This is a genomic window from Burkholderia sp. AU30198, assembly GCF_020419825.1.
Taxonomy (GTDB): Bacteria; Pseudomonadota; Gammaproteobacteria; order Burkholderiales; family Burkholderiaceae; genus Burkholderia.
In genome coordinates this window covers 248,177-266,545 of record NZ_JAIZSA010000001.1, presented here as the reverse complement: position 1 = coordinate 266,545, position 18,369 = coordinate 248,177, and the positions used below count along the sequence as shown (strand labels likewise).

The window sequence follows — 18,369 nt, the reverse complement described above, 5'->3', positions numbered from 1 at the left end:
GATAGTTGCCCCGGCCATCCATCGGATCGGGCGGATAGCCGGATGCGCAAAGGCCCGGCGTGCGGGCCGGGCCTTTGGCGTCATGCGTGACCGGGCATTACCGCGGCGGATAGGCGAGCAGTTCGCTGTCGTCGAGATGCTCGCGGCGGCTGCGGCGCGTCAGCCCGTAGGCGACGACCAGCACGCCCAGGCTGGCGACGCCGAGCCACAACGGCTTGCGCTGGTCCGGGATGAACGCCATCGCGACGAGGATGCCGACCATGCCGATGATCGCGACCCAGGTGAGGTACGGATACGCCCACATCTTGACGCGCAGCTTGCTGGCGGCCACCGGGTCGAGACGCTTGCGCAGGCGCAGTTGCGAGAACGCGATCAGCACGTACACGAACAGCGCGACGGTGCCGTACGAGTTGACGAGGAACGCGAACACGGTATCGGGCGACACGTACGACATCACCACCGACACGTAGCCGAACACCGTGCCGAGCAGGATCGCGCGCACCGGCACGCCGCGCTTGTTGACCTTCGCGAGCGCGGCCGGCGCATCGCCGTGGCGGGTCAGCGCGAACAGCATCCGCGATGCCGCATAGAGCCCCGAGTTGAGCGCGGACAGCACGGCCGTCAGCACGATCGCGTTCATCACGTTGGCGGCGGCCGGCAGGCCCATCACTTCGAGCGCGCTCACATACGGCGTGGCCATCTGATGCGAATTCCACGGCACCAGCGCGACGACGAGCGCGACCGAGCCGACGTAGAACACCAGCACACGCGTGATCACCGAGTTGGTGGCCTTCGCAACCGCTTTCGCCGGTTCCTTGGCTTCGGCAGCCGCGATCGTGACGATTTCGGCACCGAAGTAGAAACCGGTCGCCGCGACCGCCCCGCTCATCACCGGCCCGATGCCGAGCGGCATGAAGCCGCCGTGGCCGAGCAGCGTCGGCAGCACGGACGTCGTGTGCATCGACGCGGGCCACAGGCCGAGCACGTAGAGGCCGCCGAGGAACAGGAACACGATGATCGCGCCGACCTTGATCGACGAGAACCAGAACTCGAACTCGCCGTAGCTGCCGACCGAGATCAGGTTCGTGAGCGTCAGCACGATCAGCAACGCCAGGCTGATGATCCACGCCGGCGTATCGGGCAGCCAGAACTGGATCAGCTTGGCGCCCGCCACCGCTTCGAGCGCGACGACGATCACCCAGAAATACCAGTACATCCAGCCGGTCAGGAAGCCCGCCATCTTGCCGGGGCCACGCCAGTTGCCGAACGCAAGCCGCGCGTATTCGTAGAACGAACCGACGGCCGGCATCGCGCACGCCATCTCGCCGAGCATCCGCATCACGAGCACGACGAGCCCGCCCGTGATCAGGAACGACAGGATCGCGGCCGGCCCGGTCTGCTGAATCACCACACCGCTGCCGACGAACAGCCCGGCACCGATCACGCCGCCAAGCGCGATCATCGTCATGTGGCGCTGCTTGAGTCCACACTTCAGGTCACTCTGATTCGAGGGTTGCATGTCTTCTCCATATCCAGTTGTCCGGACGCCGTCCGCGCGTCACCTTCGGGTGAGCGCGGGCGCCGCCGGCGACGGCGCGTGCAGGGGCGCCTGCAGCCCCGGCCGCACGGATTTCTGTTGCTTTTATTGTGTTGGACAGCCCGGTGCGGGTTGCGCCACGCCAGGCGATATGCACTGCGTTCAGGGCTTTTCGTCGTTCCTGAAGTACGACAGGTAGAGCATCCGCTGCCCGATGCGCCGGAATGGCGCGAACGGGTGGCCAGGCAGCGGCGACGTGAAGATCGGCAGCGTCTGGCGTGCGCCCTTCCCCGCGATCTGCTCGGCCAGCCGGCGGCCGGCCTGCTGCGAGTACGACACGCCGTTGCCGCCGTAGCCGAGCGCGTAGTACACCGACTGCCGCGGATCGGGCTGGCACACGCGCGGCATCATGTCGTGGCTGACGTCGACCCAGCCCCACCATGAGTAATCGATCTGCACGCCGCGCAGCGCGGGAAACTTGCGCGCCATCCCTTCCTTCAGCAATTCGAAGTGACGCGGGTTCGGTGCATCGTCACCGGTGATCGCGCTGCGGCTGCCGATCTGCAAGCGGCGATCGGGCAGGAACCGGTAGTAGAAGCGCAGCGTACGCGTATCGGTCAGCACCTGCGTTGTGCGGAAATTGCACGCGTCGATCTCCGCGTCGGTGAGCGGGCGCGTGACCATCGAGTTCGACAGGATCGGCATCACCTTGCTGCGCAGCGACGGATGCAGCGTCTGCGCGGTGTACGCGCCGGTCGCGATGCCGACCGCGCGGGCCCGCACGACGCCGCCCGGTGTGCGCAGGTGATGCACGCCGTCGATCGTCTCGAAGCCGAGCACGGGGCTGCTCGTATGCACCTTCGCGCCGGCGTCGCGCGCGAGGCGCAGGTAGCCGAACGCGAGCTTCAGCGCATGGATGCCGATGCCTTCCGGCTCGTGCAGCGCGCCGGCCGCCTCGTGGTCGTTGATGAATTCGCGGCGGAAGGTTTCCGCGCTCAGCAGCTCCGACGGATAGCCGAACACGTCCTTCCACACCTTCGCCTCGGCCGCGAGCTTCGCCATGATGCGCGGACGATGCGCGATCAGGAAATGGCCGCCCGGCTGCGGATCGCAGTCGATTTCCGACACGAGCGACTTGAAGTTGTCGAAGCCTTCGAGGATCTCGTCGTGCATCTTCAGCGCGACGTCCTTGCCCCAGCGCTCGATCCACTGCGAGCGCGACAGCCGGCCCGATGCGTTCTGCCCCTGCCCGCCGTTGCGGCTGCTGCAGCCCCAGCTCGTGCGGTTGGCTTCGAGCACGACAGCCTTGATACCGTGGTCCCGTGCGAGGCACAGCGCGGTCGCGAGGCCTGTGTAGCCGGCGCCGATGATCGCGACGTCGACATCGAGATCGCGCGTGACGGGGCCGTCGTCGGGCGGCGGGGTGCCGGCCGTCGCGACCCAGTAGGTCGGCGCGTACTGCTTGCCGCACCCGGGCCCCGGCGACACGAGCGGATCGTAGGTCGGGTCGTATCGCGTATCGTTCGACCGGCCGCCGGCGAAGCCGCTCGCGGTGCGTTCGATGGAAGGGGTCGACATGGTCAGCCCTCCGACGCAGGCTTGCCTGCCGCGCCGCAACGGGCGCACGAGGCGATTCGATGGACTGATGCGGGGCGCGCGCTCGCCGCGCGGGCGAATGCTGCCGACTGCCTGTTGGTCATGCCTGTCTCCTGATCGTTCTCTTCGTGTCGATCGTGTGCAGATGCTTCAATGCAGCGATCTGTCGAGGAAAGTGTAGGCAGGCCGTTTTTTCGCAGGTAGGGCCAGTGGACCAGATTCGCTTGGACCAGCGCGCGGGACGGCGAGCGGCGGGTAACAGGTGGATGGCGACGGTCGAACGGGATCAGCGGCACGGGTGCGACGCCGCCGGACGATCTGGACGCCGAATGGCTGGCAACAGCGGGCAGCCGGCAGACGGCGTCGGTCAACGAGGATCAACGGTGCGGGTGCAACGCCGCCGGACGGCCGGGACGCCGAACGGCGGGCGACAGCGGGCAGCCAGCAGACGGCGTCGGTCAACGAGAATCAACGGTGCGGGTGTAATGCCGCCGGACGGCCGGGGCGCCGAACGGCGGGCAACAGCGAGCGACCGGAAGACGGCCTCGGTCAACGAGGATCAACGGTGCGGGTGTAATGCCGCCGGACGGCCGGGACGCCGAACGGCGGGCAACAGCGGGCAGCCAGCAGACGGCGTCGGTCAACGAAGATCAACAGTGCGGGTGTAATGCCGCCGGACCGCCGGGACGCCGAACGGCGGGCGACAACGAGCGACCGGCAGACGGCCTCGGTGAGCGGCGGTGAGCGGCGGTCAGCGGCGGTCAGCGGCGGTCAGCGGCACAAGCATGACACCGCAAGAAGACCAAGGCGCCGCTACGGCCTCACGCCACGCCGCCCCACCCCCCCACCCCATCCGCCGCGCCCGCCGTCACATCGCACGCACCGCGACGCCGGCCACGCCGCCACGCTTCTCGATCGCCCGCGCGGACACGATCGACAGGAGTGCAGACAACATCACGTAAACCCCGACGAGCCACGGCGCCCCGCCGTTCACGCGCAGCAACGCGGTCGCGACGATCGGCGTGAGGCCGCTCGCGAAGATGCCCGACACCTGGTAGACGAACGAGATGCCCGTGTAACGCACGTTCGCGTCGAACAGCTCCGCGAACAGCGCAGCCTCCGGCCCGTACGCCATTGCATAGAAGATCCCGAACGGGATCACCAGCGCGAGCCACACGGCGAGCAGGTTCGACGATTGCGTCTGCAGCAGCCAGAACGCGGGCAGCACCGACAGCCCGCACAGCGTCGCGCCCCACCGGTACACGCGCGCGCGGCCGAGCCGGTCCGACAGGCTGCCGAACACGGGGATGAACCCGCACATCACGACCGCCGCGCTCATCACGCCGAGCAGCGCATCGCCGCGCGAGATCGACAGGTTGCGCGTCATGTAGCCGATCGAGAACACCGCGAACACGTTGAAGAACACGCCGTCGATATAGCGTGCGCCCATCCCGAGCAGGATCGCCTGCCGATAGTTTCCAAGCAGTTCGACGACCGGCAGCTTCGTATCGCGCCGCTGGCGCTTGAGCGCGACGAATTCGGGCGTATCGGCCACCCGCGTGCGGATGTAGAAGCCGACCGCGACGAGCAGCAGCGACGCCGCGAATGCGACGCGCCAACCCCAAGCGAGGAACGCGGCGTCCGGCAACGCGCGTGACAACGCCGCAACCACGCCGGCCGCGAGGCACAGCCCGATCGCGAGGCCGATCTGCGGCAGGCTCGCATACAGCCCGCGCCGGTGCGGCGGTGCGTACTCGTACGCCATCAGCACCGCGCCGCCCCACTCGCCGCCGAGGCCGATGCCCTGCAGCACGCGCAGCGTCAGCAGCAGCACCGGCGCCCACATGCCGATCTGCGCGTAGGTCGGCAGGAACGCGACGCCGGCCGTCGACACGCCCATGATCAGCATCGTCAGGATCAGCGCGGACTTGCGCCCGACGCGGTCGCCGAGATGGCCGAACAGCAAGCCGCCGAGCGGCCGCGTGACGAAGCCGACCGCGAACGTCGCATACGCGAGCATCGTCGACACGAACGCGTCGCCGGCCGGAAAGAACTGCTTGTCGAACACGATGCCGGCGACCACGCCGTACAGAAAAAAGTCGTACCACTCGACGGTCGCGCCGATCACGCTGGCCGCGGCCACGCGTCGGACGACCCGGGAATCGATTGCCATGCGAGCTTCTCCAGGTAAGGATGCGCCGCAACCTGCCCCGGCACCGTACCGGCGGGGCATCGATGAACGCGCGGCGGCCGTCCGGGCGCAGGAGCACGGGCCACGCGGGTGATGCGTGGCGAGGCCCTACGCGAGCGCCTCGGCGGCCGATGCAACGCCGCGGCCGCGATCGGCCGCGCGCGCGTCTTCAAGGATCATGTCGGATGCCTTCTCGGCGACCATCACGATCGGTACGTTGGTATTGCCCGATACGAGGGTTGGCATGATCGAGCAGTCGACCACGCGCAGCCCGCGCGTGCCGTACACGCGCAGCCGCTCGTCGACGACCGCGAGCGGATCGCTCGCGACGCCCATTTTCGCGGTGCCGGACGGATGGAAGATCGTCTGCCCGTATTCGCGGCAGAACTCGAGCAGCTCATCGTCCGTCTGCGCGTCCGCGCCCGGCCGGACCTCGCGCTTCATCAGCGGCGCCATCGGCTCGGCGGCTGCGACGCGCCGCGCGAAGCGCACGCCGGCCACCGTCGTGCGGCGGTCGCGTTCGGTGTCGAGATAGTTCGGCTGAATCGACGGCGCGTCGCGCGCGTCGTCGGTGCGGATGCGCACGGTGCCGCGCGATTCGGGCCGCAGCTGGCAGATCGAATACGTGCAGCCGGGAAACGGATGCACGCTGCCGCCCGCCGAATCGGCCGACAGCGTCGAGAAATGGAACTGGATGTCGGGCGTCGCCGATTCGTCCGGCAGCGCACGGCAGAACATGCCGCCCTGGTTGATGCCGATCGCGAGCGGGCCGCCGCGGAACAGCGCCCATTGCAGCCCCATCTTCGCGCGGCCGACCCACGAATGCAGTTCGTCGTTGGTCGTGATCGGCTTCGTCACTTCGTAGATCAGACGAATCTGCAGATGATCCTGCAGGTTCTCGCCGACGCCCTTGCGGTCGGCCACGACCGGAATCCCGTGCCGGTCCAGCAGCGCGGCTGGCCCGACGCCCGACACCTGCAGCAGTTGCGGCGACTGCAGCGCGCCGGCCGCGAGGATCACCTCGCGCAGCGCGCGCACCTCGTGCACCTTGCCGTGCTGCACGTAGCGCACGCCGGACGCCTGCGTGCCGTCGAACAGCACCTTCAGCGCCTGTGCATCGGTTTCGACATGCAGGTTCGGCCGTCCGCGCGCAGGCTTCAGGTAGGCCACTGCCGTCGAGCAGCGCAGCCCGTTGCGCGTGGTGAGCTGGTAATAGCCGACGCCCTCCTGGTCGCCCGTGTTGAAATCGTCGACCGTGCGCACGCCGAGCCGGTTCGACGCGGCGACGAACGCATCGACGAGTTCGTGCCGCTGCCGGATCGCGGACGCCCACAGCGGGCCGCCGGTGCCGCGCGTCGGCCCTTCGCCGAGCGTGTTGTGTTCGAGCCTGCGGAAATACGGCAGGCACTCGCGCCAGCTCCAGCCGCGATTGCCGAGCGCGGCCCAGTGGTCGTAGTCCTGCTGCTGCCCGCGCACGTAGATCAGCCCGTTGATCGAGCTGCAGCCGCCGAGCGTGCGGCCGCGCGGCCAGTACAGGCGGCGGTTGTGCATGTTCGGATCGGGATCGGTATGGAAGCCCCAGTTGTACACGGGGTGGAACATCGTCTTGCCATAGCCGATCGGCACGTGGATCCACATGTATTTGTCGGCGGGGCCGGCTTCCAGCAGGCACACCGTATGGCGTCCGCCGTCGGACAACCGGTTGGCGAGGACGCAACCGGCCGATCCCGCGCCGACCACGACATAGTCGAAGCTGCGTGTCATTCCGTGTCTCCGTTCCGGGGTATTGGAAAAATTCGGTATGTTTTGTCCAAATTTATTGAGCACACGAAACGCATACAAGCCGATTTATTGTCCACGCCGCGAATGTGGTACAAAAACCGTTCAATTCGTTTCATTTCCATCGCACACACCATCCCGGGACGCACGCCGATCCCGACGGAGGAGACACATGCGCGAAACCGCCCCCGCGCCGCCCGACGGCGCGCCTGCCGACGATGCGCGCGTCCTGCGCGCACTCGCGGTACTCGAAGCGCTCGCGTCGGCCGGCCAGCCGTACACGCTGTCGCAGCTCGCCGCACGGTTGCACATTCCAAAGGCGACGCTGCTGCGGCTGATCGAATCGCTAGAAACACGCGGCTACGTGATTCACATGCCCGACTCGCGGGGCCACGACCGCGGCATCGCACTCGGCCCGCGCGCTGCGCAGTTCGCGCTCGCGGCGCTGTCGAACAACACCTTCACACGCGGCTGCCGCTCGGTGCTGCGCTCGCTCGTCGACGTGCTCGGCGAAACCTGCAACCTCACCGCGCTCGACGGCGACACGGTGCTGTACGTCGAACGCGTCGAGACGACCGAGCCGCTGCGGCTCGAGATGCGGCCCGGCATGCGCGTGCCGCTGCATTGCACGGCGAGCGGCAAGCTGTTCCTGTCGCAGATGAACGCGCTGGAGCGCAACGCGATGCTCGCGCGGCTCACGCTGAAGAAGATGACCTACCGGACGCTGACCGATGCGCAGTTGCTGGCCGCCGAGCTCGACCGACTCGCCGCGCGCGGCGTCGGGATCGACAACGAGGAATTCGTGCGCGGGATGGTGGCTGTTGCGGTGCCGGTGAAGGATGCTGCGAGCGGCCGCGTGCTCGCGGCGCTTGCCGTGCATGCGCCGACCGCACGCGCGACGCTCAGCGATTTGCTCGAGAATGTGCCGAAGATGCGGGAAGCGGCGACGCGGCTCGCGCCGCTGCTGCATGCGGCGGATGGCGCGCCGCCAGGTTGACGAGGCTGCGCACGGTCATGCGGTCATGCAGTCATGCAGTCATGCGGTCATGCGGTCATGCGGTCACGCAGTCATGCAGTCATGCAGTCATGCAGTCATGCAGTCACGCAGTCACGCAGTCACGCAGTCACGCAGTCACGCAGTCACGCAGTCACGCAGTCACGCAAGGTGATAACGCAACCAGAAGGTTTCGCGGCATGCATTGTCGAACGTCAGCCGCGTCGGACCAATTGGCTGCGCATCGGGATGGCGAAGCACGTCGTAGTCGATCCAGCATTCGGCACACAGCAGATCGGACGGCGCGCGGTCCTGCTCGACCGAGCGACGCACGATCGCGCCGTTGTCGAAGCGGTATTCGGTTTCGTCGCGCGTGACCTCGACGTCGTCGTCGGTCCAGCGGTCGTGCGACGTCGCGTGAGACACGATCAACACCGGGCCCGCGAGCCCGTGGATCGCGGCAACGTAGGAAATAAGCTTGTCCATGGCGAGGCGGCGAACGAATGGATGGCCGCCTCGCGCAATACGCATGGAACGAGGCAACCCGAGCGCCGAGTATAGCCGTGCGCCGAAGACCTTGCCGCCGGCGGGGTTTCGCGCGCGACACCTCCCGCGCCAGCAACGCGAACGCTGCGAACCCGTGCACGCTCGCGCAGCCACGACCGTGGCATCGCGCGCGGTCCGCGCGCGACGCTCAACGATTGACGGGAGAACGTGCCGAAGCTGCGGGAAGCAGCGACGCGGCTCGCACCGCTGCTCCGCACGCCGGAAAATCGATCATGCGGACAACACCCCGCGCATGGCTGATCCCTGAGCAGCCTGTCTCGGCGCATTCGCGCCTCGGTTCGGCGACGAATCGCTCAGCCCCGCTCTTCACTCGGCATCGCGCAAATACGCTTGCAACATTTCAACGAGTTCATCCTGTGAATAGTGAAACTCGTCCCCTGCACTCATGCCGCGAATCGTATCGAGCAAGGTGTCGAGCCGTCGGTCACGGTACCGATATGCGCGGGCATCAAGCGCTGCGGTGTACACATATCGCGCACAAATGTCCGGGTCATAGGGTTGCGTTTCGATGAACGTCATGATTTCCGTCACCCATGCCCGTTTTTCGTCACGTTGATCCATCGGCAGCGCCTGCATGCACCCTCCGTCGTTCGGCTGCCGCGACACGCGGAAAGCCCGTCATGTCGCGGCACCCGTCGCGCTACGCCTCCAGCGCGAGCAACGCGAACGTCGCGAGCCAGTGCTCGCCCATGTAGTCGCCGGCCACGTGCGCGAGCGCGCTCGCGAGATGCCGGTCGGCCGCTTCGAGCAGCTTCGCGCGTCGCGCATCGCCTTCCGGCAGCGCGCCGGCCAACGCACGCTGGCACCACGCGCGGCTCAGGTTCAATCCGTCGAGGTGCGCGATCTTGCCGTCGCTGCGATCGCTGACCGTCGCCGGCTCGAACAGCGTCGCCGGCTCGCCGCGCGCGAGATCGGGCAGGAAGCGTGCGAACCAGCCGTCGAATTCGGCGGCCGGCAGCACGCGCCGCATCAGCTCAGCCTCCATCAGTGCCGGAGACAGGAATTCGTCACCCGACGGCTCCCACGCCTGGCACGCGACATCGTTCAGGTGCCAGCGCTTCGCGGTATCGACGATCAGCGCCGCGAGCCCGTCGCGCTGCGTTTCGCGCGCGAAGTCGAGCGTGAGCGAGAGTGCAAACGCGGTGTTGAAGTGCGTGCCGACGCGCAGCGGATAGGTCGCTTTCGGCAGGAAGGTTTCGAAGCGCGACACGAACAGATCAGTGAGCGGCGCCATCGTCTTCGCCCAGCGCGCGGCCTGCGGCAGCGCGCCCTTCAGCGCGAGCCGCTCCAACTGCGCCGACAGCGCGAGCAGCCACGCCCAGCCGTACGGCCGCTCGAAGCCGGCGTTGTGCGGCAGCGCGAGATACGCGCGCTCACCGGCGACGTTCGCATCGGTGAAGTGCGCATCGACGATCGCGATGATGCGTTCGGCCTCGGGCAAGGCCGGGTAGCGTTCGAGCACGCGCAGCACGAGCCAGTAGCCGTGTACGCACGAGTGCCAGTCGTAACTGCCGTAGAAGATCGGGTGCAGCGCGCGCGGCCCCTGCACGTCGTGCGGCCCTTCGAGCGAATGCGTGAGCTTGTTCGGATATTCGCGGGTCAGGTGCGCGAGCGCGAGCGACGCGAATGTCGAGGCGAGTTCGGGCGTGAGTCGGTCGGTCATGGGCATCTCGTCCATCGAGTCAGAAGCGGAATACGAACGCGTACATCAGCAGCGTGTTCACGGCGAGCAGCAGCACGGCCGTCGGCCACTGCGCCTTGATCACGCCATTCTTGTCCTTCAGTTCGAGCAGCGCCGCCGGCACGATGTTGAAGTTCGCGGCCATCGGCGTCATCAGCGTACCGCAGAATCCGCTCAGCATCCCGATCGCGCCGACGATCGCCGGGTTGCCGTGGAACTGGTGGACGATCAGCGGCAGGCCGATACCGGCCGTCATCACGGGGAACGCGGCGAAGCCGTTGCCCATGATCATCGTGAACAGCGCCATGCCGACCGTGTAGGCCGCGACCACCGCGAACGGCGAATCGATCGGCACCCAGTCCTTCACGAGCCCCGACACCACGCCGCCGACGCCCGCGACCGCGAACAGCGCGCCGAGCGCCGCGAGCATCTGCGGCAGGATCGCGGCCCAGCCGACCGCGTCCATCGTGTGGCGTGCCTCCTTCACCGCATGCACGGGCGAATCGCGCAGCATCGCAAGCGCGACGGCGAACGCGACGAGCGTGCCGAGCACGAGCGAGATCAGCGTCACGCTTTTCTGGTCGACGAACGGCACAAGCTTTAGCGCGAACGTGCCGATCAGCGTGACGACCGGAATCAGCAGCGCGGGCAGGAACAGCGTGTTGCCGAAACGCTGCGCGAGCGTTTCGCGCCGCACGGCCGCGGCTTCCCCGGCTTCATCGGACTTGCCGCGCCCGAGCTTGCCCGAACCGGCAATGACCGCGAGCGCGATCGCGAGGCAGCCCGTCACGAAATGCGGCAGCAGCGCGCCGAGCAGGAACGTGACCGCGTAGATCGCCCAGAACGCGAAATTGACGATGCGGCGCTGATTCGTGCGGTCCGTCAGGTTGAAGAATGCGAACGCGGTGAACATCAGCCCCGCGAGCGTGTACAGCGATTCGAGGCCGATCATCGCGCGCCCTCCTGCGGCACCAGGCCGAAGCCGCGCGCCAGCCGGCGGTCGAGCAGCGCGAGGCGCGCGCAGTGGATCAGCAGCGCGGCGATCGCGGTCGGGATCGCCCACACCGACAGGTGCAGCGGCTCGATGGAGATCCCGTTCTGTTCGAGAAAGCCCTTGATCAGCAGGATCGACTGGATCGCGATGAAGATGTCCTCGCCGAAGAACACGGCGACGTTGTCGGCGGCCGACGCATGCGCGCGGATCTGCTGGCGCACCGACTCGGGCAGCTCGCCATGCCGGTTGACGGCAGCGGCCTCGGCCATCGGCGCGATCAGCGGCCGCACCATCTGCGCATGGCCGCCGAGCGACGTGAGGCCGAGCGCGGCCGTCGCCTGGCGCAGCACGAAGTACAGCATCAGCACGCGGCCCGTGGTGGCCGCCTGCACGCGCGAGATCATGCGCTTCGCCTGCTCCTTGAGCCCGTTGCGCTCGAGCAGCGCGATCACCGGCAGCGTCAGCCAGATGAGCCCCATGTAGCGGTTTTCGGTGAACGCCTTGCCGAACGCGCTGACGATGTCGACGAGATTCAGCCCGCCCGCCAGCCCCGTCGCGAGCCCCGCGATCGTGACCACCAGCAGCGCATTGAAGCGCAGCGCAAAACCGATCACGACGATCGGCACCCCAATCAGCACCAGCATTGCTCCTCCTTGTAGCGGACGCGCGGCGCCTTGGCAACGCACCGCGCCTGCCCGGTTTCGACCGGACTCGGACGGCGCAATCTAACACGAGACTTTATCGATAAAAAGTCGACAATTTGCGGTCTCGGGTAAACGTTGAAGCGTGCGGATACCGTGCCCGGGCCATGTGTCGCCGGTGTTTCATCCCAGGAATCGGTGGCTAGCCCTCCGGCGCTTGCGCACCGGTCGCGGCACGCGGGTGCCCGCCCGGGGGGAGTGTGTGGCGGCCTGCCGCGCGTGGCGGAGCCCCGGTGCGCCGACTAAACTGGAAAGCATCGGCAACGGACGGGAGAGCCACCATGATTGACGTATTCCAGACCATCGGCAGCCGCGCGTTCTCCGCTCATCTGGCGAAGGACGGGATGGTGACGCTGATGGAGCAACGCCATGAGGTCGATCGCGTGACGCTCGCGACCGCGTATGCCGCGCTCGTCGAGGAGTCCGAGCAGGAAGCCGACCTGCTCGACGCGACGGTCGAAGGGATGATGCGCGCGCTGATCCAGGGGTACGCGCGCAGCCATTGACGGCTCGGCCGCGCCTCGGGTGCGCGGCCGGTTTCCGTCGTCGCCCGTTGAACCGGACGACGGCCTTGCGCGGGCGCTACGGGGCCGGCGTGCCGGCGCCCATGTCGAACCACCTGCCCGCGCGCAGTTGCCGGGAGTCGGCCTGCGTGAAGATCCTCAGCAGGTTCGCGACCGCACCGTTGCTGGCGCGGTCGAGTTCCGTCATGAACGCTTCGACTTCATCGCGGCCGGCAAACAGGATCGTGCTGAAATAGCGTTCGCGTTCCGCGTCGGACAGGTTCGTTGCACTCAGTTGGTACGGATGGTGAAGCGCCACGAACAGGAAGTAAAAGCGCTCGGCGTCGTCGCGCAGCACGCGCACCGCGTCGGGATCGACCGGAAAATCGTGGTAGAACGACGCGTGCCCGCTCTCGATGTAGATCCGGTACAGCAACCGGCCGTCGCGCTCGATCACGATCGGCGCGTGAGGGTCGCGGCTGACGAGCGTGGTGTCGGGCGCGGTCATTGCGAACGCCTCGCGCTAACCGCATCCGCACCTTTCAGAATTGCCTGCCCTCGTCCGTTTGTGAAAGCCATCTGTCGTGATTCCCCGTCTACATGAAAAAGTGCTGCGTGACGCCGCCGGTCGCAAACCAGCCGGTACTAGCGCCTGTCGTACACCAGGCGCAGCAGAAGATACACGGGATAGGCCATCGCCATGACGACCAGCGCGGCCTCGTGCCCCGACGCCGTTTCCGCGCACCGGCGCACGAACCGCTCGGAACCGAACAGTCCGATTGCAACCAGCAACGTGCCGCCGATCAGAAGCGCGGCGAGCAGCCCGATGCCCCACCCCGGCCAGTTGCCCGCGGGCGCGGCAGACAGGAAAAACGCGCTGCCACCCGCGAAGGCGGCACCGAGCGTCACCAGATAGCTTCGGCAATACGTGGCGCTGATGTCACGGTCCCGCTTTCCATACCCCATGTTGCGTGGCGGCCATTCTTATTGTCGAGGGCGCCACGGTAACATGTCCGCTTCGGCGGCCCGTGCCCTTTGCCAGCCTGAAACACCGCGCCGCCAGGGAGGAAACGCACGGAAACGGCGCAATGCGCAAATTTTTCGATTGCCGCCGTCCGCGCCGCATGCCAGCATGCGGGGCGTCGCCAACCGAAAAGAATGCCGTGCCGTCCGGCCGCCGATGCCGCCCGGCGGCGCCGAACAGGCAGCCCCTTCCATGAACCCGGCCCACCTCCAACATTACGAACCGACCGGAGAATTCCGCTTGTGAACATCGGCATCGTCAACGACCTCCCGCTTGCCGTCGAGGCGATGCGCCGTGCGATCGCGCGACGGCCCGAGCACCGTGTGCTGTGGGTCGCGACCGACGGCGCACAAGCCGTCGAGCTGTGCGCCGCGCAGCCGCCCGACATCGTGCTGATGGACCTGATCATGCCGAAATTCGACGGGATCGAAGCGACGCGGCGGATCATGCGATCCGAACGACCGTGCGCGATCCTGATCGTGACGAGCTGCATCGGCGCGAATGCGTGGCGCGTGTTCGAGGCGATGGGCGCCGGCGCGCTCGACGCGGTCGACACACCACGGCTCGGCGACGGCGCCGCCGGCGACACGACCCGACTGCTGCTCGCGAAGATCGACCAGATCGGCCGCGTGCTCGACGCACCCGGCGGCTCGCGCCTCGCCGGCACGCCCCCCCGCACCGGCGGCGGCCCGCTGGTCGCGATCGGCGCGTCGGCCGGCGGCCCCGGCGCGCTCGCGTCGATTCTCGGCAGCCTGCCGGCCGATTTCAATGCCCCGATCGTGATCGTCCAGCACGTCGACCGCGCGTTCGCCGAAGGCATGGCGCAATGGCTCGACGGCCAGACGCCGCTCGCCGTGCGCGTGGCGCGCGAAGGCGACCGCCCGCAGCCGGGTGTCGCGCTGCTGGCGGCGACCGACGACCACCTGCGCATCACACGCGCCGGCACGCTCGAATACACGCGCGAGCCGGCTGCCACGCCGTATCGCCCGTCGGTCGACGTCTTCTTCAACAGCCTGACCGAGCACTGGCCCGGCCGCGTGATCGGCGTGCTGCTCACGGGGATGGGCCGCGACGGCGCGATCGGCCTGAAGGCGCTGCGGATGAAGGGCTACCACACGATCGCGCAGGACGAGGCGACCAGTGCCGTGTACGGCATGCCGAAGGCGGCCGCGACGCTCGGCGCGGCGCGCGCGATCCTGCCGCTCGGGCGCATCGCGGGCGAGCTGGCGGCGCTCGCGCGGATCTGAGCCCGATGAGCATGCGCAACACCCATGCCGGCCCTCGCCCCAACCTGCATCGACCATGACCATTGACCTGACTCGCCCGCCAGGCGGCTCCTACACGCCGCCCGCCGACGTGCCGGCGATGGTGCTGCTGGTCGACGACCAGACGATCGTCGCGGAAGCCGTGCGGCGCGCGCTCATCGACGAGGAAGGGATCGATTTCCACTACTGCCCGCGCTCGGACGACGCGATGGCCACCGCGATCGAGACGCGGCCGACCGTGATCCTGCAGGACCTCGTGATGCCCGGCACCGACGGGCTGAGCCTCGTGAAAGCGTACCGGACGAATCCGGCGACGCGCGACGTGCCGATCATCGTGCTGTCGACGCAGGAAGAGCCCACGATCAAGAGCGCCGCGTTCGCGTCCGGCGCGAACGACTACCTCGTGAAGCTGCCCGACCGCATCGAGCTCGTCGCACGGGTGCGCTACCACTCGCGCTCGTACATGAACCTGCTGCAGCGCGACGAGGCCTATCGCGCGCTGCGGCAATCGCAGCAACAGTTGCTCGAAGCCAATCTCGAGCTGCGCCGCCTCACGCATTCGGACGGCCTGACCGGGCTGTCGAACCGGCGCTATCTCGACGAATACCTCGCCGCCGAATGGCGGCGCGGCACGCGCGAACGCAGCGAGCTGTCGCTGCTGATGATCGACGTCGACAATTTCAAGCTGTACAACGACACGTACGGCCACGTGTCGGGCGACAGCGTGCTCAAGCAGATCGCGTCGACCATCGAGCGTTGCCTCGGCCAGTCGGGCGATCTCGCCGCGCGTTTCGGCGGCGAGGAATTCGCGGTCGTGATGCCGGCGACGTCGCCCGGCGCCGCGCGGCTGCTCGGCGAGAAGATCCGCCTCGCGGTCGAGGCGCTGCGGCTGCGGCACGCGCATTCGTCGACGGGCAACACCGTGACGATCAGCATCGGCGGCGCGAGCATCGTGCCGATGCCCGGCCTGCCGACGACCCTGCTGATCGAAGCCGCCGACCGCGCGCTCTATCGCGCGAAGCACGAAGGCAAGAACCGCGTCGAGATCGATACAACGCCGACGACGCCCGGCTCCGGCGGCTTCGGCGTGCCTCGCATCGATTGAACGTCGAACACTGAACGCCGAACGCGCGCCGCGCTTACACGGCGCCGAGCCGGCGCGCGTAGTCGCGCGGATCCAGCGGGCGGCTGAACAGATAGCCCTGCTGCATGTCGCAGCCGATCTGCTGCAGGAACCACGACTGCGCCTGCGTCTCGACGCCTTCGGCCGTGACCTTCATCCCGAGCGAATGCGCCATCGCGACCACGGCCTGCGTGATCGCCACCGAGTCGTGATGATCGGGCACGCCCGATACGAACGAGCGGTCGACCTTCAGGTTGTGCAGCGGAAAGCGCTTCAGGTACGCGAGCGACGAATAGCCGGTGCCGAAATCGTCGACCGAGATCCGCACGTTCATGTCCGTGAGCGCCTCGAGCATCGGCAGCACGGTGTCCGTGTCATTCATCAGCAGTCCTTCGGTAATCTCGAGCTCGAGCGCGGACGGATCGAGCCGCGTCTGCGCGAGGCAGCGATCGACCGATTCGACGAGCCCTTCGTGGAACTGCCGCGGCGACAGGTTGACGGCCAGCATCAGGTCGGGTGCGATCGTGCGGCGCCATTCGGCCGCCTGCCGGCACGCGGTTTCGAGCACCCACTGGCCGATCGCGACGATCAACCCCGTATCTTCCGCGACCGGAATGAACTCCGCCGGCGACATCGGCCCGAGCTCGGGGCTCGTCCAGCGCAGCAACGCTTCGGCGCCGACCGTGCGGCCGCTGCGCGCGTCGACGACGGGCTGATACGCGAGCCGCAGCATGTCCGACGACAGCGCGCGCCGCAGCGACTGCTCGATCGCGAAGCGGCGCTGCAGCCGCAGGTTGAGCTGCGCGGTGAAGAACGTGAAGTGGTTGCGGCCGCGCTGCTTCGCGTCGTACATCGCCGAATCGGCGTTGCGCATCAGCGTGACGGCATCGTCGCCGTCGCGCGGCGCGACGCTGATCCCGATCGACACGCCGAGCCAGTATTCGTTGTTCGCGATTGCGAACGGCTTCGCGATCGCTTCGATCACCTCGCGCGCGAGCACCGCGAGCCGGTCGGGATCGTCGCAGTCCTCGACGAGGATCACGAACTCGTCGCCGCCGACCCGCGTCAGCGCGTACTGGCCGCCCCCACAGGCCGACAGCCGCGCCGCGACGCTGCGCAGCAGCGCGTCGCCGGCTTCGTGGCCGGCCGTGTCGTTGACCTTCTTGAAGCCGGCGAGATCGATGAACAGGATCGCGACGCGTGCGGGCCCGCCCGCCGCATCGTGTCCGCCGAACAGCTCGCGCATGCGGTCGCCGAGCCAGCGGCGGTTGTAGAGGCCCGTCAGCGCATCGCGCGTCGCCAGGTAGCGCAACTGTTGCTGCGCTTCGCGCACCGGGCCGATGTCGTTGAACGACACGAGCACCGAGTCGGCCTGCTTGTCGCCCGGTTTCACGATCGGCACCGCGTTGCCGCGCACCCAGATGACGTCGCCGTCTGCGAGCCCGAAGCCGACCGTGTAGTCGAGCAGCGGCGTGGCCGTCTCGAGCGCGCGCCGGCTCGGCCAGTCGTCGGGCGCGATCGGCGTGCCGTCCTCGTGCAGCTTGCGCAGGATCACCGTCGACAGCCGGCGGCCGACGAGGTCGCCCTTCACACGCATCATCCGGTTCGCACTCGGGTTGCTCGCGACCACGATACCGTCGCGCGACACGACGAGGATCCCTTCGTGCAGGCTGTTGACCACGAGGCGGTGATGTTCCTCGCTGCGCGCAAGCTGTCGCGCGATCCGGTCCTGGTGCACCGCGAGGCCGACGCTGTTGCCGATATCGCGCAACAGCGCGGTTTCCTCGTCGCCCGGCCGGCGGGGCGTGCGGTGATAGACGGCGAACGCGCCGAGCACGGCGCCGCTATCGTCGAGAAACGGTACCGACCAGCAGGCGCGCAAGCCCAGCGGCAACGCGATGGAACGGTAGTCGGCCCACAGGGGATCGGTTTCGATGTCTTCGACGGCGACCATCCGGCGCAGGTACATCGCCGTGCCGCACGAGCCGGCCGCAGGGCCGATCGACGCGCCTTCGATCGCCGCGCTGTACTTCGCGGGCAACGACGGCGCGGCGCCGACGTGCACGTGCACGCCGTCGATATCGAGCAGCAGGATCGTGCATGACGCACCGTCGCCGAGCAAAGCCTCGGCACGCCGGCAGACTTCGACCAACAGCTCCGGCAGCGGTGTGTTGCGCGTGATCAGCCTCAGCACGCTTTGCTCGGACGCAAGCACTTCCGCCGCGAGCCCGAGACTGTAACGAGAACTTTGCGGTTCGGTATTCAAGATGAATCCTGCCGTCTGTCCGATCGGGTCTGATGCGCCCGATTCGTTTTCGATCCTTCGTGCCGTTTTTCGCCCCGGGTTTACGCCGATACCCGGTGCGCCCCGTGAAGCGCGCGGTGCCAACGCGCGCCGAAATACATTTAACACC

General features: G+C 67.8%; 16 protein-coding genes. 4 read left to right on the top strand and 12 right to left on the bottom strand.

The annotated features are described in order from the left end of the window. Nucleotides 1–97: 97 nt before the first annotated feature. The 4 genes from LGN19_RS01135 to LGN19_RS01120 form a co-directional block, all read right to left on the bottom strand. Complete coding sequence (locus LGN19_RS01135; RefSeq protein WP_122949334.1) at nt 98–1,519, bottom strand: amino acid permease; 1,422 nt, start codon at nt 1,517–1,519, stop codon at nt 98–100. A gap of 180 nt (nt 1,520–1,699) precedes the next feature. Next, complete coding sequence (locus LGN19_RS01130; RefSeq protein WP_175221556.1) at nt 1,700–3,115, bottom strand: NAD(P)/FAD-dependent oxidoreductase; 1,416 nt, start codon at nt 3,113–3,115, stop codon at nt 1,700–1,702. Between the two features lie 886 nt (nt 3,116–4,001). Beyond that, nucleotides 4,002–5,306, bottom strand: a complete 1,305-nt coding sequence (locus LGN19_RS01125; RefSeq protein WP_226212896.1) for an MFS transporter — start codon at nt 5,304–5,306, stop codon at nt 4,002–4,004. Nucleotides 5,307–5,432: 126 nt separating this feature from the next. Further along, a complete protein-coding gene (locus LGN19_RS01120; protein ID WP_226212895.1) occupies nt 5,433–7,088 on the bottom strand; it encodes a GMC family oxidoreductase in 1,656 nt (551 codons plus the stop codon). Between the two features lie 187 nt (nt 7,089–7,275). On the opposite strand from LGN19_RS01120, the gene LGN19_RS01115 reads away from it, so the two are divergent. Next, nucleotides 7,276–8,100, top strand: coding sequence for an IclR family transcriptional regulator (locus tag LGN19_RS01115; RefSeq protein WP_226212894.1), 825 nt, complete (start codon nt 7,276–7,278; stop codon nt 8,098–8,100). A 159-nt stretch (nt 8,101–8,259) separates the two neighbouring features. Here the strand turns inward: LGN19_RS01115 and LGN19_RS01110 are convergent, their stop codons facing one another. The 5 genes from LGN19_RS01110 to LGN19_RS01090 form a co-directional block, all read right to left on the bottom strand. Continuing rightward, nucleotides 8,260–8,583 (bottom strand): hypothetical protein, encoded by a 324-nt coding sequence (locus LGN19_RS01110; protein WP_226212893.1) that lies wholly within the window; start codon nt 8,581–8,583, stop codon nt 8,260–8,262. A gap of 387 nt (nt 8,584–8,970) precedes the next feature. Beyond that, entirely contained in the window at nt 8,971–9,240 is a 270-nt protein-coding gene (locus tag LGN19_RS01105; RefSeq protein ID WP_226212892.1) for a hypothetical protein, read from the bottom strand. Between the two features lie 64 nt (nt 9,241–9,304). Continuing rightward, entirely contained in the window at nt 9,305–10,327 is a 1,023-nt protein-coding gene (locus LGN19_RS01100; RefSeq protein WP_226212891.1) for a DUF2891 domain-containing protein, read from the bottom strand. A 19-nt stretch (nt 10,328–10,346) separates the two neighbouring features. Next, nucleotides 10,347–11,297, bottom strand: a complete 951-nt coding sequence (locus tag LGN19_RS01095; RefSeq protein ID WP_226212890.1) for a DUF979 domain-containing protein — start codon at nt 11,295–11,297, stop codon at nt 10,347–10,349. Next, on the bottom strand, nt 11,294–11,983 hold the full coding sequence (locus tag LGN19_RS01090; RefSeq protein ID WP_122949327.1) for a DUF969 domain-containing protein: 690 nt from the start codon (nt 11,981–11,983) through the stop codon (nt 11,294–11,296). The genes LGN19_RS01095 and LGN19_RS01090 overlap by 4 nt, the downstream gene beginning before the upstream one ends. Before the next feature lie 338 nt (nt 11,984–12,321). On the opposite strand from LGN19_RS01090, the gene LGN19_RS01085 reads away from it, so the two are divergent. Further along, nucleotides 12,322–12,546: a hypothetical protein gene (locus LGN19_RS01085; RefSeq protein ID WP_039357299.1), complete on the top strand. Its 225-nt coding sequence runs from the start codon at nt 12,322–12,324 to the stop codon at nt 12,544–12,546. Nucleotides 12,547–12,622: 76 nt separating this feature from the next. On the opposite strand, the gene LGN19_RS01080 is transcribed toward LGN19_RS01085, so the two are convergent. After that, nucleotides 12,623–13,051, bottom strand: a complete 429-nt coding sequence (locus tag LGN19_RS01080) for a hypothetical protein (protein ID WP_174958523.1) — start codon at nt 13,049–13,051, stop codon at nt 12,623–12,625. Between the two features lie 137 nt (nt 13,052–13,188). Continuing rightward, complete coding sequence (locus LGN19_RS01075; RefSeq protein WP_205186877.1) at nt 13,189–13,452, bottom strand: hypothetical protein; 264 nt, start codon at nt 13,450–13,452, stop codon at nt 13,189–13,191. Nucleotides 13,453–13,809: 357 nt separating this feature from the next. Between LGN19_RS01075 and LGN19_RS01070 the strand changes: the two genes are divergently transcribed. Together LGN19_RS01070 and LGN19_RS01065 are read left to right on the top strand one after the other, a co-directional pair. Then, complete coding sequence (locus LGN19_RS01070; protein WP_122949325.1) at nt 13,810–14,814, top strand: chemotaxis response regulator protein-glutamate methylesterase; 1,005 nt, start codon at nt 13,810–13,812, stop codon at nt 14,812–14,814. A gap of 55 nt (nt 14,815–14,869) precedes the next feature. Then, entirely contained in the window at nt 14,870–15,937 is a 1,068-nt protein-coding gene (locus LGN19_RS01065; protein WP_226212889.1) for a diguanylate cyclase, read from the top strand. 34 nt (nt 15,938–15,971) lie between these two features. Here the strand turns inward: LGN19_RS01065 and LGN19_RS01060 are convergent, their stop codons facing one another. Further along, nucleotides 15,972–18,221 carry a putative bifunctional diguanylate cyclase/phosphodiesterase gene (locus LGN19_RS01060; protein WP_226212888.1) on the bottom strand — a complete coding sequence of 750 codons (2,250 nt, stop codon included), beginning with the start codon at nt 18,219–18,221 and terminating at the stop codon, nt 15,972–15,974. Nucleotides 18,222–18,369 lie beyond the last annotated feature (148 nt).